Raw genomic sequence first — 21,277 nt, 5'->3', positions numbered from 1 at the left:
TTATAAGATGATTGAATTCAAACATGTAAACAAAAAATACCCCAACGGCTTCGAGGCGCTGAAGGACATTGACCTGACCATTGGACAAGGCGAGTTCGTGGCCATCATCGGCCTTTCCGGCGCAGGCAAATCCACGCTGATCCGCACCATCAACCGCATGCATGACATCACGAACGGCACTCTGACGGTGGACGGCACCGATGTGATGCAGCTGCACGGCAAAAGCCTGCGCGCGTTCCGCCGCCGCATTGGCATGATCTTTCAATCCTTCAATCTGGTCACACGCACCACAGTCATCAAGAATGTACTCACCGCCTTTGTGCCGGAGCTTCCCTGGTGGCGTGCAGCTCTCGGCATCTTTACCAAAGCGGAAAAGACAGCCGCGCTGGAAGCGCTGGACAAGGTCGGCATTCTGGACAAGGCCTTTGTCCGTGCAGACCAGCTCTCCGGCGGCCAGCAGCAGCGTGTCGCGCTGGCCCGCACACTGGCGCAGAATCCACAGATCATCCTGGCCGACGAGCCTGTGGCTTCGCTGGACCCCGTCACCGCCAAACAGGTGATGGATGATTTCCAACGCATCAACCGGGACATGAGGATCACCATTCTCATCAACATCCACCATGTGGACCTGGCGCTGCAGTATGCTACCCGCGTCATTGGCATTCGCGCAGGGCGCGTGGTATATGACGGCCCGGCCGGTGAGGTGGACGGCGCCGTCCTGGACGCCATTTATCAGGACCGGAAGGAGGCCACGGCATGAACCTTTACGACAAGGTGTTCCCGCCCAAAGTCATTGTACTGCCCAACGGAAAAAACGTGACGAAGCCCCGCTCCCGCGCCCCGCTGGCCGCCGCTGTGCTTTTGGCGCTCACGGTGCTCTCTGTTAAGGTGACAGGCTTTGACATGTCTCTGCTGGCCCGGCGCATCAAGGAATTCTTCGTCATTCTGGGACAGATGATACCGCCGCAATGGAGTTATATGCCTCAGATCTGGCAGCCGCTGTTCGACACCATCAAGATGTCTCTGCTTGGCTCCGTTATCGGCTCGCTGCTGGTGGTTCCGTTCGCCATGCTGGCTTCCTCCAATATTATCCACAACCGTGCGGTCGTCAGCGTCATGCGTTTGATCCTCAGTATCATCCGCACCCTGCCCACGCTCGTTACGGCGCTTATTGCCACCTATGTGTTCGGCCTGGGCACGCTGGCCGGCACCACAGCCATTGCCGTGTTTACCTTCGCCTACATCGGCAAGATCTTGTATGAGGAGATCGAGACCGTAGACATGGGCGCGTTTGAAGCCATGGAGGCCATGGGTTCTACCAAAGTGCGCGCATTCATCAGTTCTATCGTGCCGCAGGTGCTTCCCTCCTACCTTTCCAACTGCCTGTTCTGCTTTGAGGGCAATGTGCGCTACGCCTCCATCCTGGGCTATGTGGGGGCGGGCGGCCTTGGACTGATTTTGAATGAAAAGATTGGCTGGCGCGAATATTCCAGTGTGGGTATGATCCTGCTGGCGCTGTTCGTGACAGTATTCATCATCGAAAGCATCAGCCGCGCCGCGCGCAAACGGCTGGTTTAAGGAGGCGCAGGACATGAACGAACGCATTGAAAAGGCCTATGCCCAGCGCCCGAAGCGCTGGGTCTTTGAGCTTTCCGTCGCGGTTATCGTTACGGCTCTGATTGTGTGGAGCGCAACAGCTGTGGAAACCAGCGGTACAACGCAGAACGGCGGCAAAATCGCTCTGAACATCCTTTCCGGCATCTTTCATCCGGACACGGGCCTGCTGTTCAATCTGACGGTGCAGGGTGTTCCCTATCTGCTTCTTGAGACCGTATGCATTGCATTTCTCGGCACTGTTGTGGGCGCCGTCATCTCCATTCCGCTGGCGTTTCTCTCCGCGTCCAACCTGACGCCGAAGCCCATTGCTTTTATCGGCCGCATCATCATTATGGCCGTGCGCACGGTGCCCGCGTTCATCTATGGGCTGATGTTTATCCGTGTCACGGGGCCGGGCGCTTTCGCGGGCCTACTGACGATGTCGCTGTGCTCTGTGGGCATGGTGAGCAAAATGTATATTGAAGCCATAGAAGACCTGGATGTACGCGTGCTGGAATCTCTGGACGCCGCCGGATGCACCACTTGGCAGAAGATCCGCTATGGCATCCTGCCTCAGCTGATGCCCAACTTCGCTTCCACCGCCATCTACCGTTTTGACATCAACCTGCGCGACGCTACTGTTCTGGGCCTTGTGGGAGCTGGCGGCATCGGCGCGCCGCTTATCTTTGCAATGAACAGCTACCGTTGGAGCGAAGCCGGCGCCATTCTTGCCGGGCTGATCGTTTTGGTGCTGGCCGTGGAGTGGCTCTCAACAAAAATCCGCATAAAATTGGCGAGAGGCTGAACATGGAACGTACTTTTAAAATTATTTATACGTCCGATACGCACGGGCATATCTTCCCTGTCAACTACGCTGCCGGATGCGGCGAAAGCTCCGGCCTGCTGAACCTGGCCGCACAAATCGACAAGAACGGAAACACGCTGGTGCTGGACGGCGGAGACTCTTTGCAGGGCACGCCGCTGGTGCAGTATTATCTGGCGCACGCGGACGAATTTCCCCATCATCCTGTGGCCGAAGCCTTCAATGCCATGGGCTGTGATTATTTCACACTTGGCAACCACGATTTCAACTTCGGCTATGACGCGCTGCGCGCATATCTGTGCGCCATGGACGGCGTGTGCCTGTGCGCCAATGTACAAGATCTGGGCGGCGCGCTGCCTTTGCTTCCGGAGACTGTCCACACGCTGAAAAACGGCCTGCGCATCGGCATCACAGGCATTGTCACCGATTATGTAAACGTCTGGGAGCAGCCCCAGAATCTGAAAAAGCTGCGCATCACCGAGGCTTTTGACGCCGCGCGTGCTGCCTGTGCCCGTTTGCGCCCGATATGTGACATATGCGTGTGTATCTATCACGGCGGCTTTGAAGAGGATCTGCACACGGGCGCGGTGCTGTCCGGCAGCGGAGAAAACCTTGCGTGCAGGATCGCGCGCGAGCTTGACTTTGACCTGCTTCTTACGGGCCACCAGCACATGCCCGTAGAAAGCGTGCGCATCGGCGGAACCTTCGCCGTGCAGCCCCCCGCCAATGCCGGGCGCTATCTGCAGGTGGAAGCCGCGGTACGGGACGGCGGTGCAGAATTTTCCGCACGCCTGCTGCCTGTGGGCGGCATACACCGAGAACAGCCTTACCGCCGCCTCCTTCCTCTGGAGCAGGCCGCACAGCGCTGGCTGGACGAACCTGTGGGGCATCTGGAGCAGGCCATCCCCCCTGAGGAAAAGCTGCGCGCAGCGCTGCACGGCAGCGCTGTGGCGGCATTGTTCAACCAAGTCCAGCTTTCACACACCGGTGCCGACATCTCCTGCACCAGCCTCGGCAATGAACCCGCAGGCCTTGCCGCGTCCGTAACCATGCGTGCCATTACGGCGGCATACTTGTTCTCCAACACACTGGTGGTGCTGGAGATTACGGAAGAGATCCTGCGCGCGCTTCTGGAACGCTGCGCCTCCTATTTCACGCTGGAAAACGGAACGCCCCGGGTGTCCGATGCTTTTCTCGCCCCCAAGGTGGAGCATTACAACTACGATTTCTTCGCTGGAATCTCTTATCAGTTTGATCTGCGGCAGCCTGTGGGCCGCCGACTGACCCGGCTCTCCCGGCTTGACGGCACCCCCTTGGGGCCTGGGCCTCTGCGGCTTTGTACCAGCAATTACCGTGCCACGGGCACCGGTGGCTACGACGCACTGCGCACATGCCCCGTATTGTGGCGCGGCAGCGTGGAAATGCCTGAGCTTGTGGCAGAGTATGTGCGCGCCAACAGTCCCGTTTCCCTGCCGTGTAACGGCCGGATGGAGGCTATATGGTAACACACTTGACACAATATGCCGGTTATGCTTTGATAAAAGCAGGATGTTGCGGAAAGGAGGAGGAACATGGACCGCTTTGATACAGCCCGCGCGCTGGTGCTGGCGGCGGGCGCGCGCCTGCGTCTGGCCCGCCCGGAGGCCGGCGCGGTTTGGGAGAAAACCGGGCATCAGGATCTTGTAACACGTTGTGACCGCGAGACGGAACAGTTCCTGCGCAGCGGCATCCTGTCCGCCTTTCCGGGCGACGCCATCGTAGGCGAGGAATATCCCGCCACGCCCCCGGGCGGTACGGGCTGCGTGTGGTATCTGGACCCCATCGACGGTACAACAAATTTTGTCAGCCAGCACCGCAACTATGCGGTGTCTGTGGGCTGCTACCAGGACGGTGTGCCTGCCTTCGGCCTTGTGCTGGACGTTGAACGCGGCGCACTGTACTCCGCCCGGCACGGCGGCGGCGCACTGCGCGATGAAACGCCCATTCATGTTTCGCACTGCGGCGTGCTGCGGGACGCACTGCTCACGACACCGGGCGTTCTGCACACTTTTTTGCGGGAGCACCCCCGGCGCGCTGGGCTTGTAGAGCTTTCCGGAGCTGTCCGCGGGGTGCGCAGCATGGGGTGTGTGGCACTGGAGCTGTGCGCCGTGGCCGCGGGTGAAGCAGAGCTGTTTGTGGCGCTGCGTTCGTGTCCATGGGACCACAACGCGGCGCGCATCATTCTGGCTGAGGCCGGAGGCTGTATCTGTGCGCTGGACGGAGCCCCTCTGCCGCAGGACACGGGCAGCGCAGTGCTTGCGGCCTGTTCCCGCCCGCTTCTGGAACAGGTGCTCGCCGGCATTTCCGCAAATACGTCAAGCCGGGAGAACGGTTGACGCACCGTTTGCCCGGCCGAGGCCGCGCCACTGCACCGACGTATTCTGGACCGTGCACTCCCCCTAAACAGCCGCCGGGCCTTCTGTGAAGCCCGGCGGCTGTTCTGCTGCACACCGGGCGGTGTATTTCGCGGAAAAGCGCCCTCAATTCCCACAAAAGCTTCTTTTGCGGATTGACCTCGCCTGTTCATTCATATTATAATATAAACAATTGCAGTTGTTATGTTTTTAACGGCGCAAACTTGTTAAGGATGGATGTACTTATGAAAATCTGCGTATGTGTCGGTTCTTCCTGTCACCTCAAAGGCTCCTACGACATCATCAACCTGATGAAGGCGGCGCTTGAAAAGTACGGGCTCACGGATACGGTGGATCTCTCGGCCGCATTCTGCCTGGGCAAATGCACCCACGGCGTCTCCATCAAGGTGGATGACGAGATCGTTACCGGGCTGAACCGTGATAACTTCGATGATATTTTTGCCGGCTCGGTGCTGGCGAAGCTGGGGAGGAAGCCGGAATGAACAAATTCCTGCAGCTCAAAAAATCGAACTGCAAAAACTGCTACAAATGCATCCGCAACTGCCCGGTGAAAAGCATCAAATTTGCCGACGGGCAGGCGAATATCATCCCGGATGAATGCATCCTGTGCGGCCGCTGCTTCGTAAACTGTCCCCAGGACGCAAAACAGATCCGCGACGACGTGCCCCGCGTAAAAGAGATGATCGCCTCCGGCAAAAAGGTCATCGCCAGTGTGGCGCCCTCGTTTATCGCGGAATTTCCGCTGATGGACTTCGCCGCGATGAAGAGCGCTCTACTGAAGCTGGGCTTTGCCGACGCACAGGAGACCGCCATCGGCGCAACCATCGTCAAAACCGAATACGAAAAGATGATCGCCTCCGGCAAGCACGACGTGATCATTTCTTCGTGCTGCCACAGCGTCAACGCGCTCATTCAGAAATACTATCCCAGCGTGCTGCCGTATCTGGCGGACGTGCTCTCCCCCATGCTGGCGCATTGCCGCGTCATCAAGGAGGAAAATCCCGGCGCATGCGCCGTATTCATCGGCCCGTGCATTTCCAAGAAGGAAGAGGCTGAGCTGTACGGCGAGTGCGACGTTGCCCTCACCTACGAGGAGCTGGAGGCATGGATGAACGAGGCCGGCGTGGTGCCCGCGGGTGATTCCACCGAGCCGGATGAGGGAAAGCGCGGCCGCTTCTTCCCCATCAAGGGCGGCATCATCAAAAGCATGCACACCGAAAACACTGGTTTCACTTATCTGGCCGTGGACGGCGTACAGAACTGCATCGCCGCCATCAAGGAGATCGAATCCGGTGCGCTGAAGAACTGCTTTATCGAAATGAACGCCTGCGAGGGCGCATGCATCAACGGCCCGGCCATCAGCCATCATCACAAGCCCCTGCTCAGCGGCGAGGTAAAGGTGGTCGCCTTTGCCGGGGACGATGAGTTCCGTGTGGCGATGCCCATCGACACATTCAAGAACATCCCCTACATCGGCACCCACGAAAAGATACCCGGAGAAGCAGCCATCAAAGAGATCCTGGCCAAGATGGGCAAAACCAGCCCCGAGCAGGAGCTCAACTGCGGCAGCTGCGGTTATCCTACCTGCCGTGAAAAGGCCATTGCCGTATATCAAGGCAAGGCCGATCTTTCCATGTGCCTGCCTTTCCTGAAAGAAAAGGCCGAAACATTCTCCGGCTATGTCATCAACAATACGCCCAATGCCATTTTTGTGCTGGATGAAAATCTGTGCGTACAGCAGATCAACAAAGCAGGCTGCGCGCTGTTCAACCTCAAAACGCCTTCTGATATCCTGGGTTCCCCCATCGTGCGGCTGCTGAACCCGGCCGATTACCTGGGCGTGATGACCAGCGGAGTGCCCATCAAGGAGAAAAAGCACTATCTGGCCGAATACAAAAAATATGTGGCTGAAACCATCGTTTACGACCACGAGTACCACATCGTGTTCAGCATTATGCGCGATATCACCAGCGAGGAGGAACGCCAGAGCGAACGCTCTGAGCTGTGCAATAAGACGGTGGCCATCACCAATGAAGTGATTGAAAAGCAGATGCGCGTGGTGCAGGAGATCGCTTCCCTGCTGGGCGAAACCACCGCCGAGACGAAGATCGCGCTGACGCAGCTCAAGGACGCCCTGCAAAAATAAAGGAGGGCCATAGGCACCCATGAATAACCTTTGGACAGACACCGGCTACATCAGCCTGAACCACGTGAATGAGCAGCTTTGCGGAGACCGTGTGGAAATCATCGGCAACAATGAAAAATCTCTGACAATGGTGCTGGCGGACGGTCTGGGCAGCGGCGTAAAGGCCAACATCCTTTCTACGCTCACCAGCAAAATCATCTGCACGATGATGGCAAACGGCATGCCCATTGAGGAATGTGTGGACACCATTGCAAAAACTTTGCCCGTGTGCAGTGTTCGGCAGGTGGCCTATTCCACATTCACCATCATCCGCATTACCGACAACACCACGGCCGAGATCATTCAGTTCGATAACCCCAACGTCATCCTGCTGCGGAACGGCAAAAGCGTGGATTACCCCATCGTCAGCCGCGTCATCGAGGGCAAAACCATACTGGAAAGCCGCATTCCCCTGCAGCTGCATGATGTGTTCATCGCCATGAGCGACGGCGCCATCTATGCAGGCGTAGGCAAGACGATGAATTTCGGCTGGCAGCGCGAGAATATCATCGAATACGCCGAGCGCCTGTACGACGACACGCTCTCGGCCAAGATGATCGCGTCCATGATCGTGGACGAGTGCAACCGCCTGTATGAAGGCGAGCCCGGCGACGATACCACCGTGGCCGCCGTGCGCATCCGGGAACGCACGCCTGTCAATCTGCTGATGGGCCCGCCCGCAGACCCGCGCGACGCAACGAAAATGATGACGCTTTTCTTCTCAAAGGAAGGCAAAAAAATCGTCTGCGGCGGCACCACCTCCCAGATTGCGGCAGACTATCTGCACGAAACCATCGTCACCTCTCTGGATTACGGCACCGACCCCGCCATTCCTCCCGTGGGCCATATGAAGGGCGTGGACCTTGTGACAGAGGGCGTCATCACCATGAGCCGAGTGGTGGAATACGCCAAGGCCTTTGTGGAAGGCACCGACCTTACCAACCTGTGGAGCGTGCAGACGGACGGAGCCTCGCAAATCGCCCAGCTTTTGTTCGAGTATGCCACGGACATCAATTTTTTTATCGGCAAGGCCATCAATCCGGCGCACCAGAACCCGGATCTGCCCATTACCTTCGGCATCAAAATACGCCTGGTACAAGAGCTTTCCGAATATCTGGAAAAGATGGGCAAACAAATCAAAGTGAGCTACTTCTAAGCAGAAAACCCCGCCGCAAGGCGGGGTTTTCACAGTTTCGGCGGTTTCTCATATACTGATAATAACCATACGGCAGATATGGAAATCAACCGCAGATAAGGGAGGAAACCGCAATGTCAATGCCCACCATCACAACGTCCCCGAACCCCATCTCCATGAGCCAGGCCATTACCGATCTCATCGAGTCCATTGCGCTGGAGGAAACGGCTTTGAGCCATATTCTGAACGCAGAGGGCGAAAAGCTGCAAAAGGTGCTCGCCATGGAAGACGTTTCGCTGAATCAAATCCTGGATGTGAACGAGACCGTCATGAACATGGTCACCACAGTCAACGAGCTGGAGCACACGCTCCGCGACAAGCTGGAGTTCATCTCCAACAACCTTTATTACCCTTCCCGGGAAAGCTGCTGAGGCATGCCGCACAGGCTTACTGCCTCCCCTGGCGGCGTGCAAAAAAGAAAAGGGCGTGTCCCCGACAGGGACGCGCTCCTTTCTGTTTTGCTGTTTCAACCGCCCAGATACGCTTTGCGCACCTGGTCGTTATTGGCCAGTTCATGCGCGTCGCCGGACATGACGATGGAACCTGTCTCCAGGACATAGGCCCGGTTCGCGATCTCCAGCGCCATCTTGGCGTTCTGCTCCACCAGCAGAATAGTCACGCCGGATTGATTCACATCGTGGATGATGCTGAATATCTCCTGCACCAACAACGGAGACAGGCCCATGGAGGGCTCGTCCAGCAGCAGCATCTTGGGTTTGCACATCAGCGCGCGGCCAATGGCCAGCATCTGCTGCTCACCGCCGGAAAGCGTTCCGGCAATCTGCCTGCGGCGCTCCTTCAGACGCGGCAGGCGCTGAAACACCATCTCATAATCCGCCGCAACGGCATCCGCGCCGTCCTTTCGGGTGTACGCCCCCAGCGCCAGATTCTGCTGCACCGTCAGCTGCGAAAACACGCGCCGCCCCTCCGGCACCTGCGTCAGGCCCAGCTGGATGATTTTATGCGCTTCCATGCTGCTGATGGGCTGGCCGCAAAAGGATATCTCCCCCTGTTTGGGCTTGAGCAGCCGGGAAACAGCATGGAGCGTGGTCGTTTTGCCCGCACCGTTTGCGCCGATCAGCGTGACGATCTCGCCCTCGTTCACATCGAATGAAATGCCCTTGATGGCGTTGATGGCGCCGTAATTTACAACAAGGTCCTTGACCGAAAGCATCACGCCCATTACGCCTCACCTCCCAAATATGCCGCAATAACCTTTGGGTCGCTGCGGACGGTCTCGGGGTCGCCCTCCGCGATGATACGGCCGTAATCCAATACCGTGATATGCTCACACAGGCCCATAACAAAGCTCATGTCGTGTTCGATGAGCAGAACCGCGATGTCGAATTTATCCCGCACAAAACGGACGGTCTCCATCAGTTCGGCAGTCTCATTGGGGTTCATGCCAGCCGCAGGCTCGTCCAGCAGCAGCAGCTTGGGATTCGTTGCCAACGCTCTGGCGATCTCCAGCTTGCGCTGCTTTCCGTAGGGCAGGCTGGAGGCCGGCTGCCCCGCTTCTCCGTCCAAATCGAAGATCTTCAGCAGCTCCATTGCCTTTTCATTCATGGCCCGCTCCTTCACAAAATAGGAGGGCAGACGCAGAATTCCCGTGGCCGTAGTGTATTTCACCTGGTTATGCAGGCCCACCTTCACGTTGTCCAGCACCGTCATATCCTTGAACAGACGGATATTCTGAAACGTGCGCGCGATGCCCGCCTTATTGATGACAGCCGGCTTGAGGCCAACGATGCTTTTTCCGTCCAGCACGATATCGCCCTCCGTGGGCTGGTACACACCGGTGAGCATGTTGAACACCGTTGTTTTGCCCGCACCGTTGGGACCGATAAGGCCGTACAGATGGCCCTTTTCAATGGAAAGCGCAAATTTTTCCACGGCCTGCAGGCCGCCGAATGCGATGCCAAGGTTCGTTACTTCCAGCAAAGCCATGCATCACACCTCCTTCTCGCCCGCCGCAGCCTTCTTGCGCGGCAGCGGCAGCCTGGCGGCCAGCCTGCGGCGCCAGGTCACAAGCTGCGGGCTCTGGTTGAACAGCATCATCACAATGAGCACGACAGCATACACCAGCATGCGGTAATCGCTGAAGCCGCGCAGCAGCTCCGGCAGGATGGTGAGCAGCGCAGCCGCAATGATGGAACCACGGATGTTGCCCATACCGCCCACAACGACAAACACCAGAATCAGAATGGAAGTGTTGTAATCAAACTTTTTCGCCACCAGCGAGGAGAAATTATGCGCATACAGCGCGCCCGCCAAACCGGCCAGCGCTGCGGAAATGGTAAACGCGATGAGCTTATACCGCGTGACATTGACGCCCACGGATTCCGCTGCGATGCGGTTGTCCCGGATGGACATGATCGCACGGCCCGTGCGGGAATTGATGAGGTTCAGAACGATGAAGAGCGTGATGAGAATAAGTACAAAGCCCAGCCCGAAGGTGGCGCTTCGCGGCATGCCGGTGATGCCCTGTGCGCCGTTGATGATCACATCGCCTGTCTCGTCCAGGTTCAGCGAAAGCGCGTCCTTCAGCGAAACATGGAAGCCGGACGCATCTCTGCCGACATAGAAGGAATTGAGCAGGTTTTTGATGATCTCACCAAAGGCCAGCGTTACGATGGCAAGATAGTCCCCCTGCAGGCGCAATACAGGAATGCCGATCAAAAAACCGAACAAGGCTGCGGCCGCGGTCCCCGCCAGCAACGCCAGCGCAAAGCAGAGCCAGCCCGGCACGGCGTCCCCAACACACACGGAGACAAACGCCCCCACAAAACCGCCCACGCTCATAAAGCCCGCATGCCCCAGGCTCAGCTCGCCCAGGATGCCCACGGTGAGGTTGAGGGAAATCGCCATAATGATATATGCGCAGATCGGAACGAGCTGCCCCGACAGGGAATTTGTGAGCATGCCCATGCCTGAAAGCAGCTGGATGGCCAAAAACATCACAACGACCATTCCATAGGTCACAAGATCGCGCCGGAAACTGCGGCTCAAAGTTTTCATTTTCATTGCGCCCACCTACACTTTCTCTCGCGTCTGCTTGCCCAGTATGCCCGCAGGGCGGACAAGCAGTACGATGATGAGCACGCCGAACACGATGGCGTCCGCCATCTGGGACGAAATATACGCTTTGCTCAGGCTCTCGATGATGCCCAGCAGCACGCCGCCCAGCATCGCGCCGGGGATGGAACCGATGCCGCCGAACACCGCAGCCACAAAAGCCTTGATGCCGGGCATTGCGCCCGTCGTTGGCATCAGCGTGGGATAGGCCGAACACAGCAGCACGCCCGCGACGGCCGCCAAAGCACTGCCGATGGCAAAGGTGAGCGAAATGGTGGCGTTCACATTGATGCCCATAAGCTGTGCGGCTCCTTTGTCCTCGGATACGGCCTGCATGGCGTGCCCCACTTTCGTCTTGTTGACAAACAACGTGAGCGCCACCATGATGACTGCGGATGTAACAATGGTGACCAGTGTCTCGCCCGTGACGACGAGCTGCCCGCCGAAGAGACGGAGCGGTTCGATGGACACGACCGACGTGAAGGATTTCGGCGCAGAGCCCCAGATGAGCAGCGCCAGGTTCTGCAGCAGATAACTCATACCGATGGCCGTAATGAGCACGGCGAGGCTGGGCGCCTCCCGCAGCGGCTTATAGGCCACGCGTTCGATGGCAACGCCCAGCAGCGTGCAAACCACCACCGCCGCGCAGATTGCCGCCAGCGCGGGCAGGCCCAGCGACGTCATCATTACAAAAGCAACGTAGCCGCCCACCATGATGACGTCGCCATGCGCGAAATTCAGCATACGGGCAATGCCGTACACCATCGTATAGCCCAGGGCAATGACCGCATAAATACTGCCCAGGCTGATGCCGTTCACAAGGTAAGATAAAAATTGCATGTGTTTCGCCCCTTTTTTGTTTCCCATAAAACGCCGTGCCGCCGGCGTCCAAGAGAGGATCGCTCCACAGGTACCAGACTTTATAAGTATACCATACCGGGTGCCGCCCGGCAATTGAAAACCACAAAAAACGGCCTTGCACGCTGTTTTCCACCGAAAAGATGTCGATTGGAAAGAAGGCTGCCGGTAAAAGCCGGCAGCCTTCTTGGCCTTTTTGTAACAGAAATTATGCCGCGGTGTAAACGCCGTCCTTGATGATGTAGACAAGCGGGCTCTTGGCAGGCGCGCCGCTGGCGTCCCAGGTAATGCCCTTGCCGGTCAAGCCTTCCAGCGTGATCTCAGTAAAAGCGGCCTTCAGGGCGTCGCAAATGGCGGACGCATCCATGTCGGCTGTAACGCCGGCCTTCTCCACAGCCGCGTGGATGGCGTAAATGGCGTCATAGGCATCGGCCGCGAACTGATTGGGGTCCTCGCCGTAGGCTTCGTTATAAGCCTTTACAAACGCGGCCGTTTTGTCATCGGTAGCCGAAGCGGTGAACGGAGTCATCAGCATGACATCCTCGGCCAGACTCGTGTCGAAGTTCTCCACAGACACCAGACCATCCAGACCGTCGCAGCCAAAGAACACCGGCTCATAGCCGATCTTGTCAGCCTGCGTCAGAATCAGGGACGCCTCGGTGTAGTAAATGGGCAGGAACACCAGCTCTGCGCCTGCAGACTGGGCCTTCTGAATCTGGACTGTGAAGTCCTTATTGCTGTCGGCGGTAAACGCCTCGTCGGAAACGATCTCCAGGCCCTTTTCCTGCGCCTCGGTCACGAACGCATCGTGAATGCCGGAGGAATACGGGTCAGAGCTGTCATAGATGACGGCGACCTTTGCCGCAAGGCTGTTCTCAACGATATAATCGGCGGAAAGCGTGCCCTGCTCCGGGTCGGAGAAGCAAACGCGGAACGCATTGTCGTTTGCGATGCAGCCTTCAGCGGAGCCGGACGGCGTCAGCTGGAACATATTGTCGTTTGCCGTCTCGGCCGCAACGGCGATGCAGGGATTGCTGGTGACGGTGCCCATCAGGATCTGCATGCCCCAGTCCTTCAGGCTGTTGTACGCGTTGATCGCCTTCTCGGCATCGTTCTCGTCATCCTCGAATTTCATCTCATACTGCTGGCCGCCCAGCGCGTTGATCTCGGCAATGGCGATCTCCGCGCCGTTCTTCACGGCATTGCCGTAAACCGCGGTGCTGCCTGTAACAGGGCCGATACCGCCGATCTTAATGGCCGCGCCGGAACCCGCCGTGCCGCCGGACGGCGCGGTGGACGCCGGTGTGCTGGAGCCGGAACCGCCGCACGCCGCCAGCGAAAAGGCGAGGCAGAGGGCCAGCGCTGCGCTCAGAAACTTTTTCATACTTTCTTCCTCCAATGTTTCAAACTTTCCATACACAAAGCTTCCAACAAAGCCTTTGATAGGAATTGAATCTATTTTAACGCGGAAGATGCACAAAATTCAATACACTATTTTTACATACTTTTCTTTGCTAAAGCGTTCAATTGTGTGATATTGCATAAAAAAACAGAAAAAAGCTCCGTCGCTCCCGTACAACCGGGCAAAGTTGTCCGCCGTATACGTATATTCACTCTCTTTTTTGCACAAGAATGCACACGGCAAACGGAACCGAGAAGGCCAATTTCACCGTCACGCTTTTCCGGTCTCGGTTTCCGGCGCAAAACGCGGGGCCGGTTTACGGCCCCGCACATCGTTCTCGCGCATCGTTCATTTGCTCTCTGGAATGCTTTAAAATTTTCTTACAGCCCCCATTTCCATAGTATTTTTCGCCCTTTCGTACATGCAATACGCAAAATCTTATCGTATGGCTTTAAATTCTCCCCGCACACAGGACAGATCGATACATTATTCCTAACCATATCACACCTCACAGTGCCGGAGTTGATAATTCCTATACTACAATATATTCTCACAAATATTAATTCAAATAACGGAAAGGAGAAAACAGTGCTCATAAAATGCCTGAGTGCGAATAACAAGTAAGCGATAAGGCTTTGTCGTACCCACACCACGGATACCCTCTATAAACTAAGCCTCAACCTCGAAAGCCAAAAAGAGGTCCTCAAAGAAAATGCCCCGATGCAGACGTATGTATTAAAAGCCGGCGCTATAACAGTTCGAGGCAATCTTATATACACCCCTGCGCACAAACCGCACGATGGTGGAAAGCACTTTGCAGCAATGGCGGAGAACCACAAAGTCGATGGGTGCGCCATCAAGTACATGGGTAGTTACGAAATAAACGATCTCGCTAAAAGCGTATACACTGAACGTGAAATTTCTTGGCTAAAAAAGGAACAGAGCTTTTGGGCTATCTGCACACGCTTTTCAAACGGTTTGGAATTTTTTAAGTAAAAAACAAAATATTCCCAAAAATTAAATCATAGTACAATACTTCGAATTGAAACAATTGTATGATACAGGCATGAAACACATAACAAGCCCAATATGTTATGTAAAACAAAACAATTATGGGAGGAACTGTCCATGGAAACGATGACACCCAAAGAAAGAATTGACGCAGTTATTAAGCACCAAGCTGTAGACCGCACTCCTTTTACCGTAGTCGATGGCGGAGCATGGATTGCTAAAACAGAGGGGGTGACATATCGGGAGCTATATAGCAGGCCGGACAGCGGGGCTTCATCTGTTGTAGATTATCTCAACAAAATTGACAGCGATATGATCAGCGCAGTTTCTGGAGTTTTCACTGCATGTCTCAACGCATTTGGCTGCCCAATCAGTATTGATAAAATTGGAGGTGCAATCGATACCGGCTCTGTTTTTAAAGATCCAATAAACGAGATTCCGCAACTCAATAGAGAAACAATTCGTGATACCCTTCTTGCTAATGATTTTGTTCAAAAAATGATAAATCAGACACGGCATGTCAAGGCCCTGGTGGGAAATCAAAAATATATATTCGGGGATGTAGCAGGGCCATTCACTATGGCAGCCGTCATGGTCGGAACAAGTGACTTTATCATGCTCATGCTGGAGGAGCCGGAAATTGTGCATGAACTGCTGGATTTTACGGTATGCGTCAGTGCTGAAATGTTCACATTATTGCACGAGAACGGGTGTGATATAGCTTTCCCTGCAGAACCGGTTGGAAGCGGCAGTTTGATCAGCCAAGAAATGTTCGAAGAATGGGTTGTTCCATCATTAAAAAAGCTAAAAGAAAAACTCCCCTTTTATAAGTATTTTTACGCCCATGTTTGCGGCGCATCCGGAAACCGCGTTGCAGCATTACGCGAATGCGGAGTGAACGTATTTTCGGTAGATTATCTTGTGGACTTCGAAAAGGCTGTAGAGGCAGCAGGCGAAAAAATGGTTATGATGGGAAATATCAATCCAGCCGGCACGCTCCTTACCGGTACGCCCAGCGAAGTTTACAAAGAGGCATGCGAACGGATAAAAATTGCAAACGGGCATTCTCACATTCTTGCCCCCGGGTGTGATTTGGGTGCAGATACTCCGTTGGAAAATGTCAAAATGCTTTCCAAGGCTTGCAAAGATATGGCCTGAGAATCAAACGTCCATTTGTCAGTAAAAAATATACATCATATAAAATAGAGCGTAAGAATGCGGTGCAAAAATAGTGTAGGGATAGTGTATGCAACTCATACACTATCCCTACACTATTTTACTTCCGCGAAAAAACTCAACCCTTGATTTTACTGGCTTTTTCTGCACGATTCAGAATTTTCTCGTAACCGCCGCTTCCATATTGGATACAACGATTAATCCGGCTGATGGTCGCTGTGCTGATCTCGACATTTTTGACGATCTGCTCGTATGTATTGCCGCTCAGCAGCATCTTGGCCGCCTCCACGCGCTGCACCATATCCGCCAGTTCTTTCATCGTACAGAGGTCCTCGAAGAAATCGTAGCATTCATCCAGCGTTTCCAAAGAAAGGATCGCTTTGAACAGCACATCCATGTCTTTGTCTCTGCGGGTATTTTTTTCTGCCATGATGCACCTCGTCCTTTTTGATGGTTCCGTTTTTATATCATTCCCGATATTGCTTTAATACTTTAACATATTAAATGCAAAAAAGCAATGACGAATCTGTTAAATATTGGGCGCGCAGGCCTGGCGTCAAAAAACCGCCCACACTTCCGTGCGGGCGGCCTGTATCCGAACGATACGCTTATTTCATCATGCTGGCAACTTCGGCCGCAAAATCGTCGGCGCGCTTCTCCAGGCCTTCGCCCTTCTCAAAACGCACAAACTTGACAATCTCGATGTCCGTGCCCAGCTCTTTAGCGGTGTTCTCAACATACTTGGAGACAGAAATATCCGGCTCCTTGACATATGCCTGATCCACCAAGCAGTTCTCTTTGTAGAACTTGCCGATTTTGCCTTCGACCATCTTCACCTTCACAGGCTCGGGCTTGCCGGCCAGCTTCGGGTCGTTGCTGATCTGCGCCAGCAGAATCTCCTTCTCTTTCTCGATCACAGACGCGGGCACCTCGGCCTCGCACAGATAACCGGGATTGGCCGCGGCGATCTGCATGGCAATGTCTTTGCCGAACGCCGTGAACTCAGCTTTCGCAGCCGTCGCATCGTCGGTGTCGAACTGGACCAGCACGCCGTGCGTACCGCCGCCGTGCACATAAGCGGAACAAACACCCTCGAAGCGCGCGAAGCGACGGATCTTAATGTTCTCGCCGATGACAAGAATCTTTTCCTGCAGCGCGGCTTCTACCGTCTGCTCGCCCAGCTTGCAGGCCATCAGAGCCTCCACGTCGGCGGGATTCTGCGCCATGACAACGTCTGCAACTTCTTTTACAAAGGTCTGGAAACTGTCGTTTTTCGCAACAAAGTCGGTCTCGGCGTTCACTTCGATGACAACGCCCACCTTGTTTGCCACGTCGGCCGCAGCGTAGACCATGCCCTCGGCGGCAATGCGGCCTGCCTTTTTCGCGGCGGCGGCAAGACCCTTTTCGCGCAGATACTCGACAGCCTTGTCAAAATCGCCGTCAGACTCGGTGAGCGCCTTTTTGCAGTCCATCATGCCGCAGCCGGTCTGTTCGCGCAGCTTCTTAACATCTAAAGCGGTAAATGCCATTTTTCTTTTCCCCCTGTTCGATTATTCAGCAGCCGCGACTTCTTCTTCAGCCTCGGCCTCGTCCATCTGCTCGCCCTGACGGCCCTCCAGCACAGCGTCCGCCATTGCGCCCGCAATCAGCTTTACAGCGCGGATGGCGTCGTCGTTGCCCGGAATGACGTAGTCGATCTCGTCCGGATCGCAGTTGGTGTCGACAATGGCCACGATGGGGATGTTCAGCTTGCGGGCCTCGGCAACAGCGATACGCTCCTTGCGCGGGTCCACAATGAACATGGCGGCGGGCAGCTTATCCATCGTCTTCACGCCGCCCAGGAATTTTTCAAGCTTCTCCAGCTCCAGCTCCAGCTTCGCAACTTCCTTCTTGGGGAGCATGTCGAAAGTGCCGTCCTCGCGCATTTTATTGATCTGCTCCATGCGGTCGATACGGCGGCGGATGGTGCGGAAGTTCGTCAGCATGCCGCCCAGCCAACGCGCATTGACATAGTGCATGCCGCAGCGGGTGGCTTCCTCACGCACGGAATCCTGCGCCTGCTTTTTGGTGCCCACGAACAGAATGCTGCCGCCGGCGGTGGCCGTGTCGCGCACAAAGCTGTAAGCCTCATCCAGCTTTTTCACAGTCTTCTGCAGGTCGATGATATAAATGCCGTTGCGCTCGGTGAAGATATACTTCGCCATTTTGGGGTTCCAGCGGCGGGTCTGATGACCGAAATGCACGCCGGCTTCAAGAAGCTGTTTCATAGATACTACTGCCATAATTGTGTCCTCCTAAAATTTGTTTTTTCCTCCGCATGTCCTGCATGGCGCGCCACCCGAAGGCACCGGACGCCAAAGACATGCGTGCGTATTGCCGAATCAGTATACCATACCCGCGCTCGGATTACAAGTGTTTTTCGCTGTACAGCGCGTTTTTTTGCCGTTCATTCCTGCGGCGTGTAATCTTCCAGGTACGGCTTGCCGAACATCAGGTCATACTGCAGCAGCCAGTGGCCGTCATAGCACTGCCGCTGCGCCTCGGTCATTTCCTCGCTGAAGGAGCCGTCCGTCTCCACGGTAACACCGCGGGTGCGCGCACGCATCACCGAAAGGCTGTCTGTCAGATACTCGAACAGCAGCGGCTTTTCCAGGCCGTACAGGTCCAGCATTACAGGCGAGATATCATAGGCCGCGATGGTGCCCAGGTCGATGGAGGCGCCGCCGTAGTTGCTCCAGATCAGCAGGTCCGTGCGGTGCAGGTCCGGGCTTCCGGTATCTCCCTTTTCGATATAGCCCGTCTTTTCAAACAGCTCGTAGCCCTTGCCCACGGGGTTGAAATGGTCGCCCCAAAACACGATGATGGTGGGCTCGTCCACATTGCGGAAATAATCCACCAGAGCGCCCAGCGCCGCGTCCGCCTCATACACGCCCGTTGCAAAATCCTGCAATTGGGAAAGCGTCTGCGTGGAAAGACCGGGATGCTCCGTGATCTTCACCAGTTCGTCCGCCGCGTAACGGCTTGCGTCGTAGGTCGTGTGGTTTTGCATCGTCACCGCATGGATGAAAAGCGGTGCGCCGCCGTCCCGCGCTTCGTATTCCTCAATAATGCGCTGCGTCATGGCTGCGTCCGAGATAAAGCCGCGGCGGGTGTGCGGGTTCACAAAATCCTCGGCGGCGATGAACTCGTTAAAGCCGAGGTAGGGGTACGCAGTGTTGCGGCTCCAGAACTTGCGGTAGTATCCGTGCACGGCCAGCGTATCGTAGCCCTGCGCCCGCAGATACTGCGGCAGAGAAAACATATCATGGGTGACATGCTGCTGATAGGGCTTGCTGCCCGCAGGCAGATGCTCCACTGAAAAACCCGTCAGCGCCTCAAATTCCACATCACAGGTTCCGCCGCCGAAAGACGGTGTATAGCAGTAGCCGTAGGCCGCCTCGTTTTTCAGCGCCGTCAGATTGGGCGTCAGCTCCCGGTCATAGGATATGCCCTCCAGGCGGGAGGCATCCCAAAACGATTCGTTCATCACAAAGATGATATTGGGCCGCTGCTCGGGCGCGTCCGCCGTGGCCGCGTAGGATTCCTTATACAGCGGCTTCGCCGTTTCGGCCGTCTCTTCCACGCGGGCGGCCAGCTCCAGAACCGATTTTTCAGAGTAGTTCTCCGGCGCTTCGATGTCCAGCACCTGCAGATTCGTCATGAACCCCGTGATGACGCCGTAGTTTTTGTAATAACGGTCCTGCATCCACATATCGGAATAAATGCCGAAAAATTCACACATGGAGGCGTTCAGGTATACGCCGAACACCAGCAGGCACCACAAAAAGCCCGAAACCGCCGCGCTGCCGATGCGCCAGCGCCAGCGCGTCTCTTTTCTATAGGGCATGCGCAAAAAGCAGCTCGCTGCCAAAAGCACAAGGAAAATTGCAAGCGTCCACAGCATCGTGGGCTGTATGTCCAGCTCCACCTTGCCGGCCACGCCGGCAAAGTCCCCTACCTGGGTGATATCCCAAGGCAGAAACGGCTCGCCGCGCATCTCCAGCTTAAAATAGGTGACGGTCCCCGGCACGTTGCTGATGATGCCCGTAAGCAGCGTGGCCAGCCAGTGCAGGCCCGAAAGCTGGCTGATGAACACATACAGCAGCACCAAAAACAGCCACTCAAAAATAAAGCCCCAGGGATGCGGCTGCACGCGGGCACTCCAGAAATCGCCGCCCAGCGTACCGCGGTGGATCCACTCCATCGTAACAAAAAAAACAGTTGGCACCAGCACCGACCATACGGCGCTCAGCCAGAAAGAGGCGCGCAGCTTCGCAAAACGCGTGGGCTGCGCACCGGGTCCGATCTGTTGCACGTCAAACGTCCTCCCGATTTTCAAATGCCAAGCTTCCGCTTTTCAAAAACTTTACGTTTTCCACTTCATTATTATAAAACACCTTGTCAACCCATTTTATTTCACTCCAAACAATTTTTTTCTGCTTCTGGGCGGCGCGGATACCGCCGTGCGCACCAAAAGAACATCCGTCCCGATTTTTTCGATGTCTCCCCACGGGATGGCCGTGTCCTCCTCCCGGCCCAGCAGGCCGAACAGCTTTAGCCGCCCGTACAGGATAACGCCCGTGATGCTGGCCGTCTCCGGCTCGAAGGAAATATCATCCACTTTACCAAGGTTCTGGCCTGTGGTAACATTTACAACGTCCCGTTCGCACAGCTCATATACTGTCATAACGACAACCTCCCTTCTCCGGCTACACGCCGGCATTCCATACCTATTCCGAACGAAGCCCTTTCTATACCGCAAAAAATGTTGTATAATAGTGAAAAAGCTGCCGAAAGCCGCTTTTTGGGTCCCGGCCGTCCACGCGCGCGGCGGCGGGCGCCCCGGATAAGGCGCGCAGAATCCAGGGGAACGCGTTCCCCCGCACAGGACAGGTGAACGTTTTGTATAAAAATATTATTTTTGATCTGGGCGGCGTCGTGGTGGATTTTGACCCTCGCGAATTCCTCGTCGACCATTTCATGAACGAACGTGTGGAGGACCAGCTCTACGACATTACCTTCGGCAGCGAGGAATGGCTGCAGATGGACGCCGGGCTGCTCACCCGCGAGGAAGGCGACCGCATCATGCGCGAAAAGGGCGCGGCTCTGCGCCGTTCCTTTGAGGTGGGCGTTATTCTGGACGACTGGTACGATATGCTGCGCACCAAGGACGACACCGTGCAGCTCATCAAGCGGTTGAAAAAGCGCGGATACGGCGTGTTTTACCTTTCTAATATTTCCTGGGACGTGCTGGAAATGCTGCAGCAGCGCAAATTCTGGCAGCTGTTCGACGGCGGAGTTGCTTCCTGTGAGGTAAAGCTGGCCAAGCCCGACCTGCGCATCTACCATGCGCTTCTGGCCAAATACGGTCTTTCGGCAGCGGAATCCATTTTCATTGACGACAACACCGCCAATGCGTCCGCCGCTTTCGACGCGGATATCACTGGGATCCACTTCAAAAATGTGCGTACGCTGCAGCGCGCGCTGCTGAGCTACGGCGTGG

The 21,277-nt window shown here is 55.8% G+C and carries 21 protein-coding genes; 11 read left to right on the top strand and 10 right to left on the bottom strand.

The genetic code is table 11. From position 1 onward, the window contains the following. The first annotated feature begins 7 nt into the window (after positions 1 to 7). The 9 genes from phnC (at position 8) to IIY41_RS02100 (ending at position 8,584) form a co-directional block, all read left to right on the top strand. Positions 8 to 760 carry a phosphonate ABC transporter ATP-binding protein gene (gene phnC, locus IIY41_RS02140; RefSeq protein ID WP_009325949.1) on the top strand — a complete coding sequence of 251 codons (753 nt, stop codon included), beginning with the start codon at positions 8 to 10 and terminating at the stop codon, positions 758 to 760. Next, a complete protein-coding gene (gene phnE, locus IIY41_RS02135; RefSeq protein WP_009325950.1) occupies positions 757 to 1,578 on the top strand; it encodes a phosphonate ABC transporter, permease protein PhnE in 822 nt (273 codons plus the stop codon). Before phnC ends, phnE (IIY41_RS02135) begins: the two co-directional genes overlap by 4 nt. 13 nt (positions 1,579 to 1,591) lie before the next feature. Next, the gene (phnE, locus tag IIY41_RS02130; RefSeq protein ID WP_009325951.1) at positions 1,592 to 2,401 is read left to right on the top strand and encodes a phosphonate ABC transporter, permease protein PhnE; all 810 of its coding nucleotides are present in this window, start codon (positions 1,592 to 1,594) and stop codon (positions 2,399 to 2,401) included. 2 nt (positions 2,402 to 2,403) lie between these two features. Next, a complete protein-coding gene (locus tag IIY41_RS02125; RefSeq protein WP_117460292.1) occupies positions 2,404 to 3,924 on the top strand; it encodes a bifunctional metallophosphatase/5'-nucleotidase in 1,521 nt (506 codons plus the stop codon). A gap of 66 nt (positions 3,925 to 3,990) precedes the next feature. Further along, positions 3,991 to 4,794 carry an inositol monophosphatase family protein gene (locus IIY41_RS02120; RefSeq protein ID WP_287399470.1) on the top strand — a complete coding sequence of 268 codons (804 nt, stop codon included), beginning with the start codon at positions 3,991 to 3,993 and terminating at the stop codon, positions 4,792 to 4,794. A gap of 263 nt (positions 4,795 to 5,057) precedes the next feature. Beyond that, complete coding sequence (locus IIY41_RS02115; protein ID WP_009325954.1) at positions 5,058 to 5,315, top strand: (2Fe-2S) ferredoxin domain-containing protein; 258 nt, start codon at positions 5,058 to 5,060, stop codon at positions 5,313 to 5,315. Then, positions 5,312 to 6,979, top strand: a complete 1,668-nt coding sequence (locus tag IIY41_RS02110) for a [Fe-Fe] hydrogenase large subunit C-terminal domain-containing protein (RefSeq protein WP_058723249.1) — start codon at positions 5,312 to 5,314, stop codon at positions 6,977 to 6,979. The genes IIY41_RS02115 and IIY41_RS02110 overlap by 4 nt, the downstream gene beginning before the upstream one ends. Before the next feature lie 19 nt (positions 6,980 to 6,998). Continuing rightward, positions 6,999 to 8,174 carry a SpoIIE family protein phosphatase gene (locus tag IIY41_RS02105; protein WP_050004403.1) on the top strand — a complete coding sequence of 392 codons (1,176 nt, stop codon included), beginning with the start codon at positions 6,999 to 7,001 and terminating at the stop codon, positions 8,172 to 8,174. 113 nt (positions 8,175 to 8,287) lie between these two features. Next, the gene (locus IIY41_RS02100; protein WP_009325957.1) at positions 8,288 to 8,584 is read left to right on the top strand and encodes an alpha-helical endospore appendage domain-containing protein; all 297 of its coding nucleotides are present in this window, start codon (positions 8,288 to 8,290) and stop codon (positions 8,582 to 8,584) included. A gap of 95 nt (positions 8,585 to 8,679) precedes the next feature. On the opposite strand, the gene IIY41_RS02095 is transcribed toward IIY41_RS02100, so the two are convergent. From IIY41_RS02095 to IIY41_RS02075, 5 genes are all read right to left on the bottom strand, one after another. Beyond that, positions 8,680 to 9,396 (bottom strand): ABC transporter ATP-binding protein, encoded by a 717-nt coding sequence (locus IIY41_RS02095; RefSeq protein WP_009325958.1) that lies wholly within the window; start codon positions 9,394 to 9,396, stop codon positions 8,680 to 8,682. Continuing rightward, positions 9,396 to 10,160, bottom strand: coding sequence for an ABC transporter ATP-binding protein (locus IIY41_RS02090; RefSeq protein ID WP_009325959.1), 765 nt, complete (start codon positions 10,158 to 10,160; stop codon positions 9,396 to 9,398). The genes IIY41_RS02095 and IIY41_RS02090 overlap by 1 nt, the downstream gene beginning before the upstream one ends. Positions 10,161 to 10,163: 3 nt before the next feature. Beyond that, positions 10,164 to 11,237, bottom strand: a complete 1,074-nt coding sequence (locus IIY41_RS02085) for a branched-chain amino acid ABC transporter permease (protein WP_287399466.1) — start codon at positions 11,235 to 11,237, stop codon at positions 10,164 to 10,166. 9 nt (positions 11,238 to 11,246) lie between these two features. Continuing rightward, the gene (locus IIY41_RS02080) at positions 11,247 to 12,128 is read right to left on the bottom strand and encodes a branched-chain amino acid ABC transporter permease (protein WP_009325961.1); all 882 of its coding nucleotides are present in this window, start codon (positions 12,126 to 12,128) and stop codon (positions 11,247 to 11,249) included. Between the two features lie 226 nt (positions 12,129 to 12,354). Next, a complete protein-coding gene (locus IIY41_RS02075; RefSeq protein WP_050004554.1) occupies positions 12,355 to 13,530 on the bottom strand; it encodes an ABC transporter substrate-binding protein in 1,176 nt (391 codons plus the stop codon). Positions 13,531 to 14,676: 1,146 nt separating this feature from the next. Between IIY41_RS02075 and IIY41_RS02070 the strand changes: the two genes are divergently transcribed. Next, on the top strand, positions 14,677 to 15,717 hold the full coding sequence (locus tag IIY41_RS02070) for a uroporphyrinogen decarboxylase family protein (RefSeq protein ID WP_287399463.1): 1,041 nt from the start codon (positions 14,677 to 14,679) through the stop codon (positions 15,715 to 15,717). Between the two features lie 136 nt (positions 15,718 to 15,853). On the opposite strand, the gene IIY41_RS02065 is transcribed toward IIY41_RS02070, so the two are convergent. The 5 genes from IIY41_RS02065 to IIY41_RS02045 all read right to left on the bottom strand — a co-directional run bounded on the left by IIY41_RS02065 (position 15,854) and on the right by IIY41_RS02045 (position 20,461). After that, on the bottom strand, positions 15,854 to 16,165 hold the full coding sequence (locus tag IIY41_RS02065) for a YerC/YecD family TrpR-related protein (protein WP_009325967.1): 312 nt from the start codon (positions 16,163 to 16,165) through the stop codon (positions 15,854 to 15,856). 178 nt (positions 16,166 to 16,343) lie between these two features. Further along, positions 16,344 to 17,264 (bottom strand): translation elongation factor Ts, encoded by a 921-nt coding sequence (gene tsf / locus IIY41_RS02060; RefSeq protein WP_287399461.1) that lies wholly within the window; start codon positions 17,262 to 17,264, stop codon positions 16,344 to 16,346. A 21-nt stretch (positions 17,265 to 17,285) separates the two neighbouring features. After that, complete coding sequence (rpsB, locus tag IIY41_RS02055) at positions 17,286 to 18,017, bottom strand: 30S ribosomal protein S2 (RefSeq protein ID WP_009325971.1); 732 nt, start codon at positions 18,015 to 18,017, stop codon at positions 17,286 to 17,288. 164 nt (positions 18,018 to 18,181) lie between these two features. Continuing rightward, a complete protein-coding gene (locus IIY41_RS02050) occupies positions 18,182 to 20,089 on the bottom strand; it encodes an LTA synthase family protein (RefSeq protein ID WP_287399459.1) in 1,908 nt (635 codons plus the stop codon). A gap of 96 nt (positions 20,090 to 20,185) precedes the next feature. Then, the gene (locus tag IIY41_RS02045; RefSeq protein WP_009325974.1) at positions 20,186 to 20,461 is read right to left on the bottom strand and encodes a YlmC/YmxH family sporulation protein; all 276 of its coding nucleotides are present in this window, start codon (positions 20,459 to 20,461) and stop codon (positions 20,186 to 20,188) included. Between the two features lie 215 nt (positions 20,462 to 20,676). On the opposite strand from IIY41_RS02045, the gene IIY41_RS02040 reads away from it, so the two are divergent. Continuing rightward, on the top strand, positions 20,677 to 21,277 hold a 601-nt coding region (locus IIY41_RS02040; protein WP_287399456.1), incomplete at its 3' end, for an HAD family hydrolase.

The sequence above is a fragment of the Ruthenibacterium sp. genome (genome assembly GCF_017421385.1).
GTDB classification, from domain to species: Bacteria; Bacillota; Clostridia; order Oscillospirales; family Ruminococcaceae; genus Ruthenibacterium; species Ruthenibacterium lactatiformans.
This window is presented reverse-complemented; position numbering and strand designations above follow the sequence as displayed.

Coding starts and splice junctions, on each gene's coding strand:
- phnC (WP_009325949.1), top strand. CDS start 8: ATGATTGAATTCAAACATGTAAACAAAAAATACCCCAACGGCTTCGAG.
- phnE (WP_009325950.1), top strand. CDS start 757: ATGAACCTTTACGACAAGGTGTTCCCGCCCAAAGTCATTGTACTGCCC.
- phnE (WP_009325951.1), top strand. CDS start 1,592: ATGAACGAACGCATTGAAAAGGCCTATGCCCAGCGCCCGAAGCGCTGG.
- IIY41_RS02125 (WP_117460292.1), top strand. CDS start 2,404: ATGGAACGTACTTTTAAAATTATTTATACGTCCGATACGCACGGGCAT.
- IIY41_RS02120 (WP_287399470.1), top strand. CDS start 3,991: ATGGACCGCTTTGATACAGCCCGCGCGCTGGTGCTGGCGGCGGGCGCG.
- IIY41_RS02115 (WP_009325954.1), top strand. CDS start 5,058: ATGAAAATCTGCGTATGTGTCGGTTCTTCCTGTCACCTCAAAGGCTCC.
- IIY41_RS02110 (WP_058723249.1), top strand. CDS start 5,312: ATGAACAAATTCCTGCAGCTCAAAAAATCGAACTGCAAAAACTGCTAC.
- IIY41_RS02105 (WP_050004403.1), top strand. CDS start 6,999: ATGAATAACCTTTGGACAGACACCGGCTACATCAGCCTGAACCACGTG.
- IIY41_RS02100 (WP_009325957.1), top strand. CDS start 8,288: ATGTCAATGCCCACCATCACAACGTCCCCGAACCCCATCTCCATGAGC.
- IIY41_RS02095 (WP_009325958.1), bottom strand. CDS start 9,396: ATGGGCGTGATGCTTTCGGTCAAGGACCTTGTTGTAAATTACGGCGCC.
- IIY41_RS02090 (WP_009325959.1), bottom strand. CDS start 10,160: ATGGCTTTGCTGGAAGTAACGAACCTTGGCATCGCATTCGGCGGCCTG.
- IIY41_RS02085 (WP_287399466.1), bottom strand. CDS start 11,237: ATGAAAATGAAAACTTTGAGCCGCAGTTTCCGGCGCGATCTTGTGACC.
- IIY41_RS02080 (WP_009325961.1), bottom strand. CDS start 12,128: ATGCAATTTTTATCTTACCTTGTGAACGGCATCAGCCTGGGCAGTATT.
- IIY41_RS02075 (WP_050004554.1), bottom strand. CDS start 13,530: ATGAAAAAGTTTCTGAGCGCAGCGCTGGCCCTCTGCCTCGCCTTTTCG.
- IIY41_RS02070 (WP_287399463.1), top strand. CDS start 14,677: ATGGAAACGATGACACCCAAAGAAAGAATTGACGCAGTTATTAAGCAC.
- IIY41_RS02065 (WP_009325967.1), bottom strand. CDS start 16,165: ATGGCAGAAAAAAATACCCGCAGAGACAAAGACATGGATGTGCTGTTC.
- tsf (WP_287399461.1), bottom strand. CDS start 17,264: ATGGCATTTACCGCTTTAGATGTTAAGAAGCTGCGCGAACAGACCGGC.
- rpsB (WP_009325971.1), bottom strand. CDS start 18,017: ATGGCAGTAGTATCTATGAAACAGCTTCTTGAAGCCGGCGTGCATTTC.
- IIY41_RS02045 (WP_009325974.1), bottom strand. CDS start 20,461: ATGACAGTATATGAGCTGTGCGAACGGGACGTTGTAAATGTTACCACA.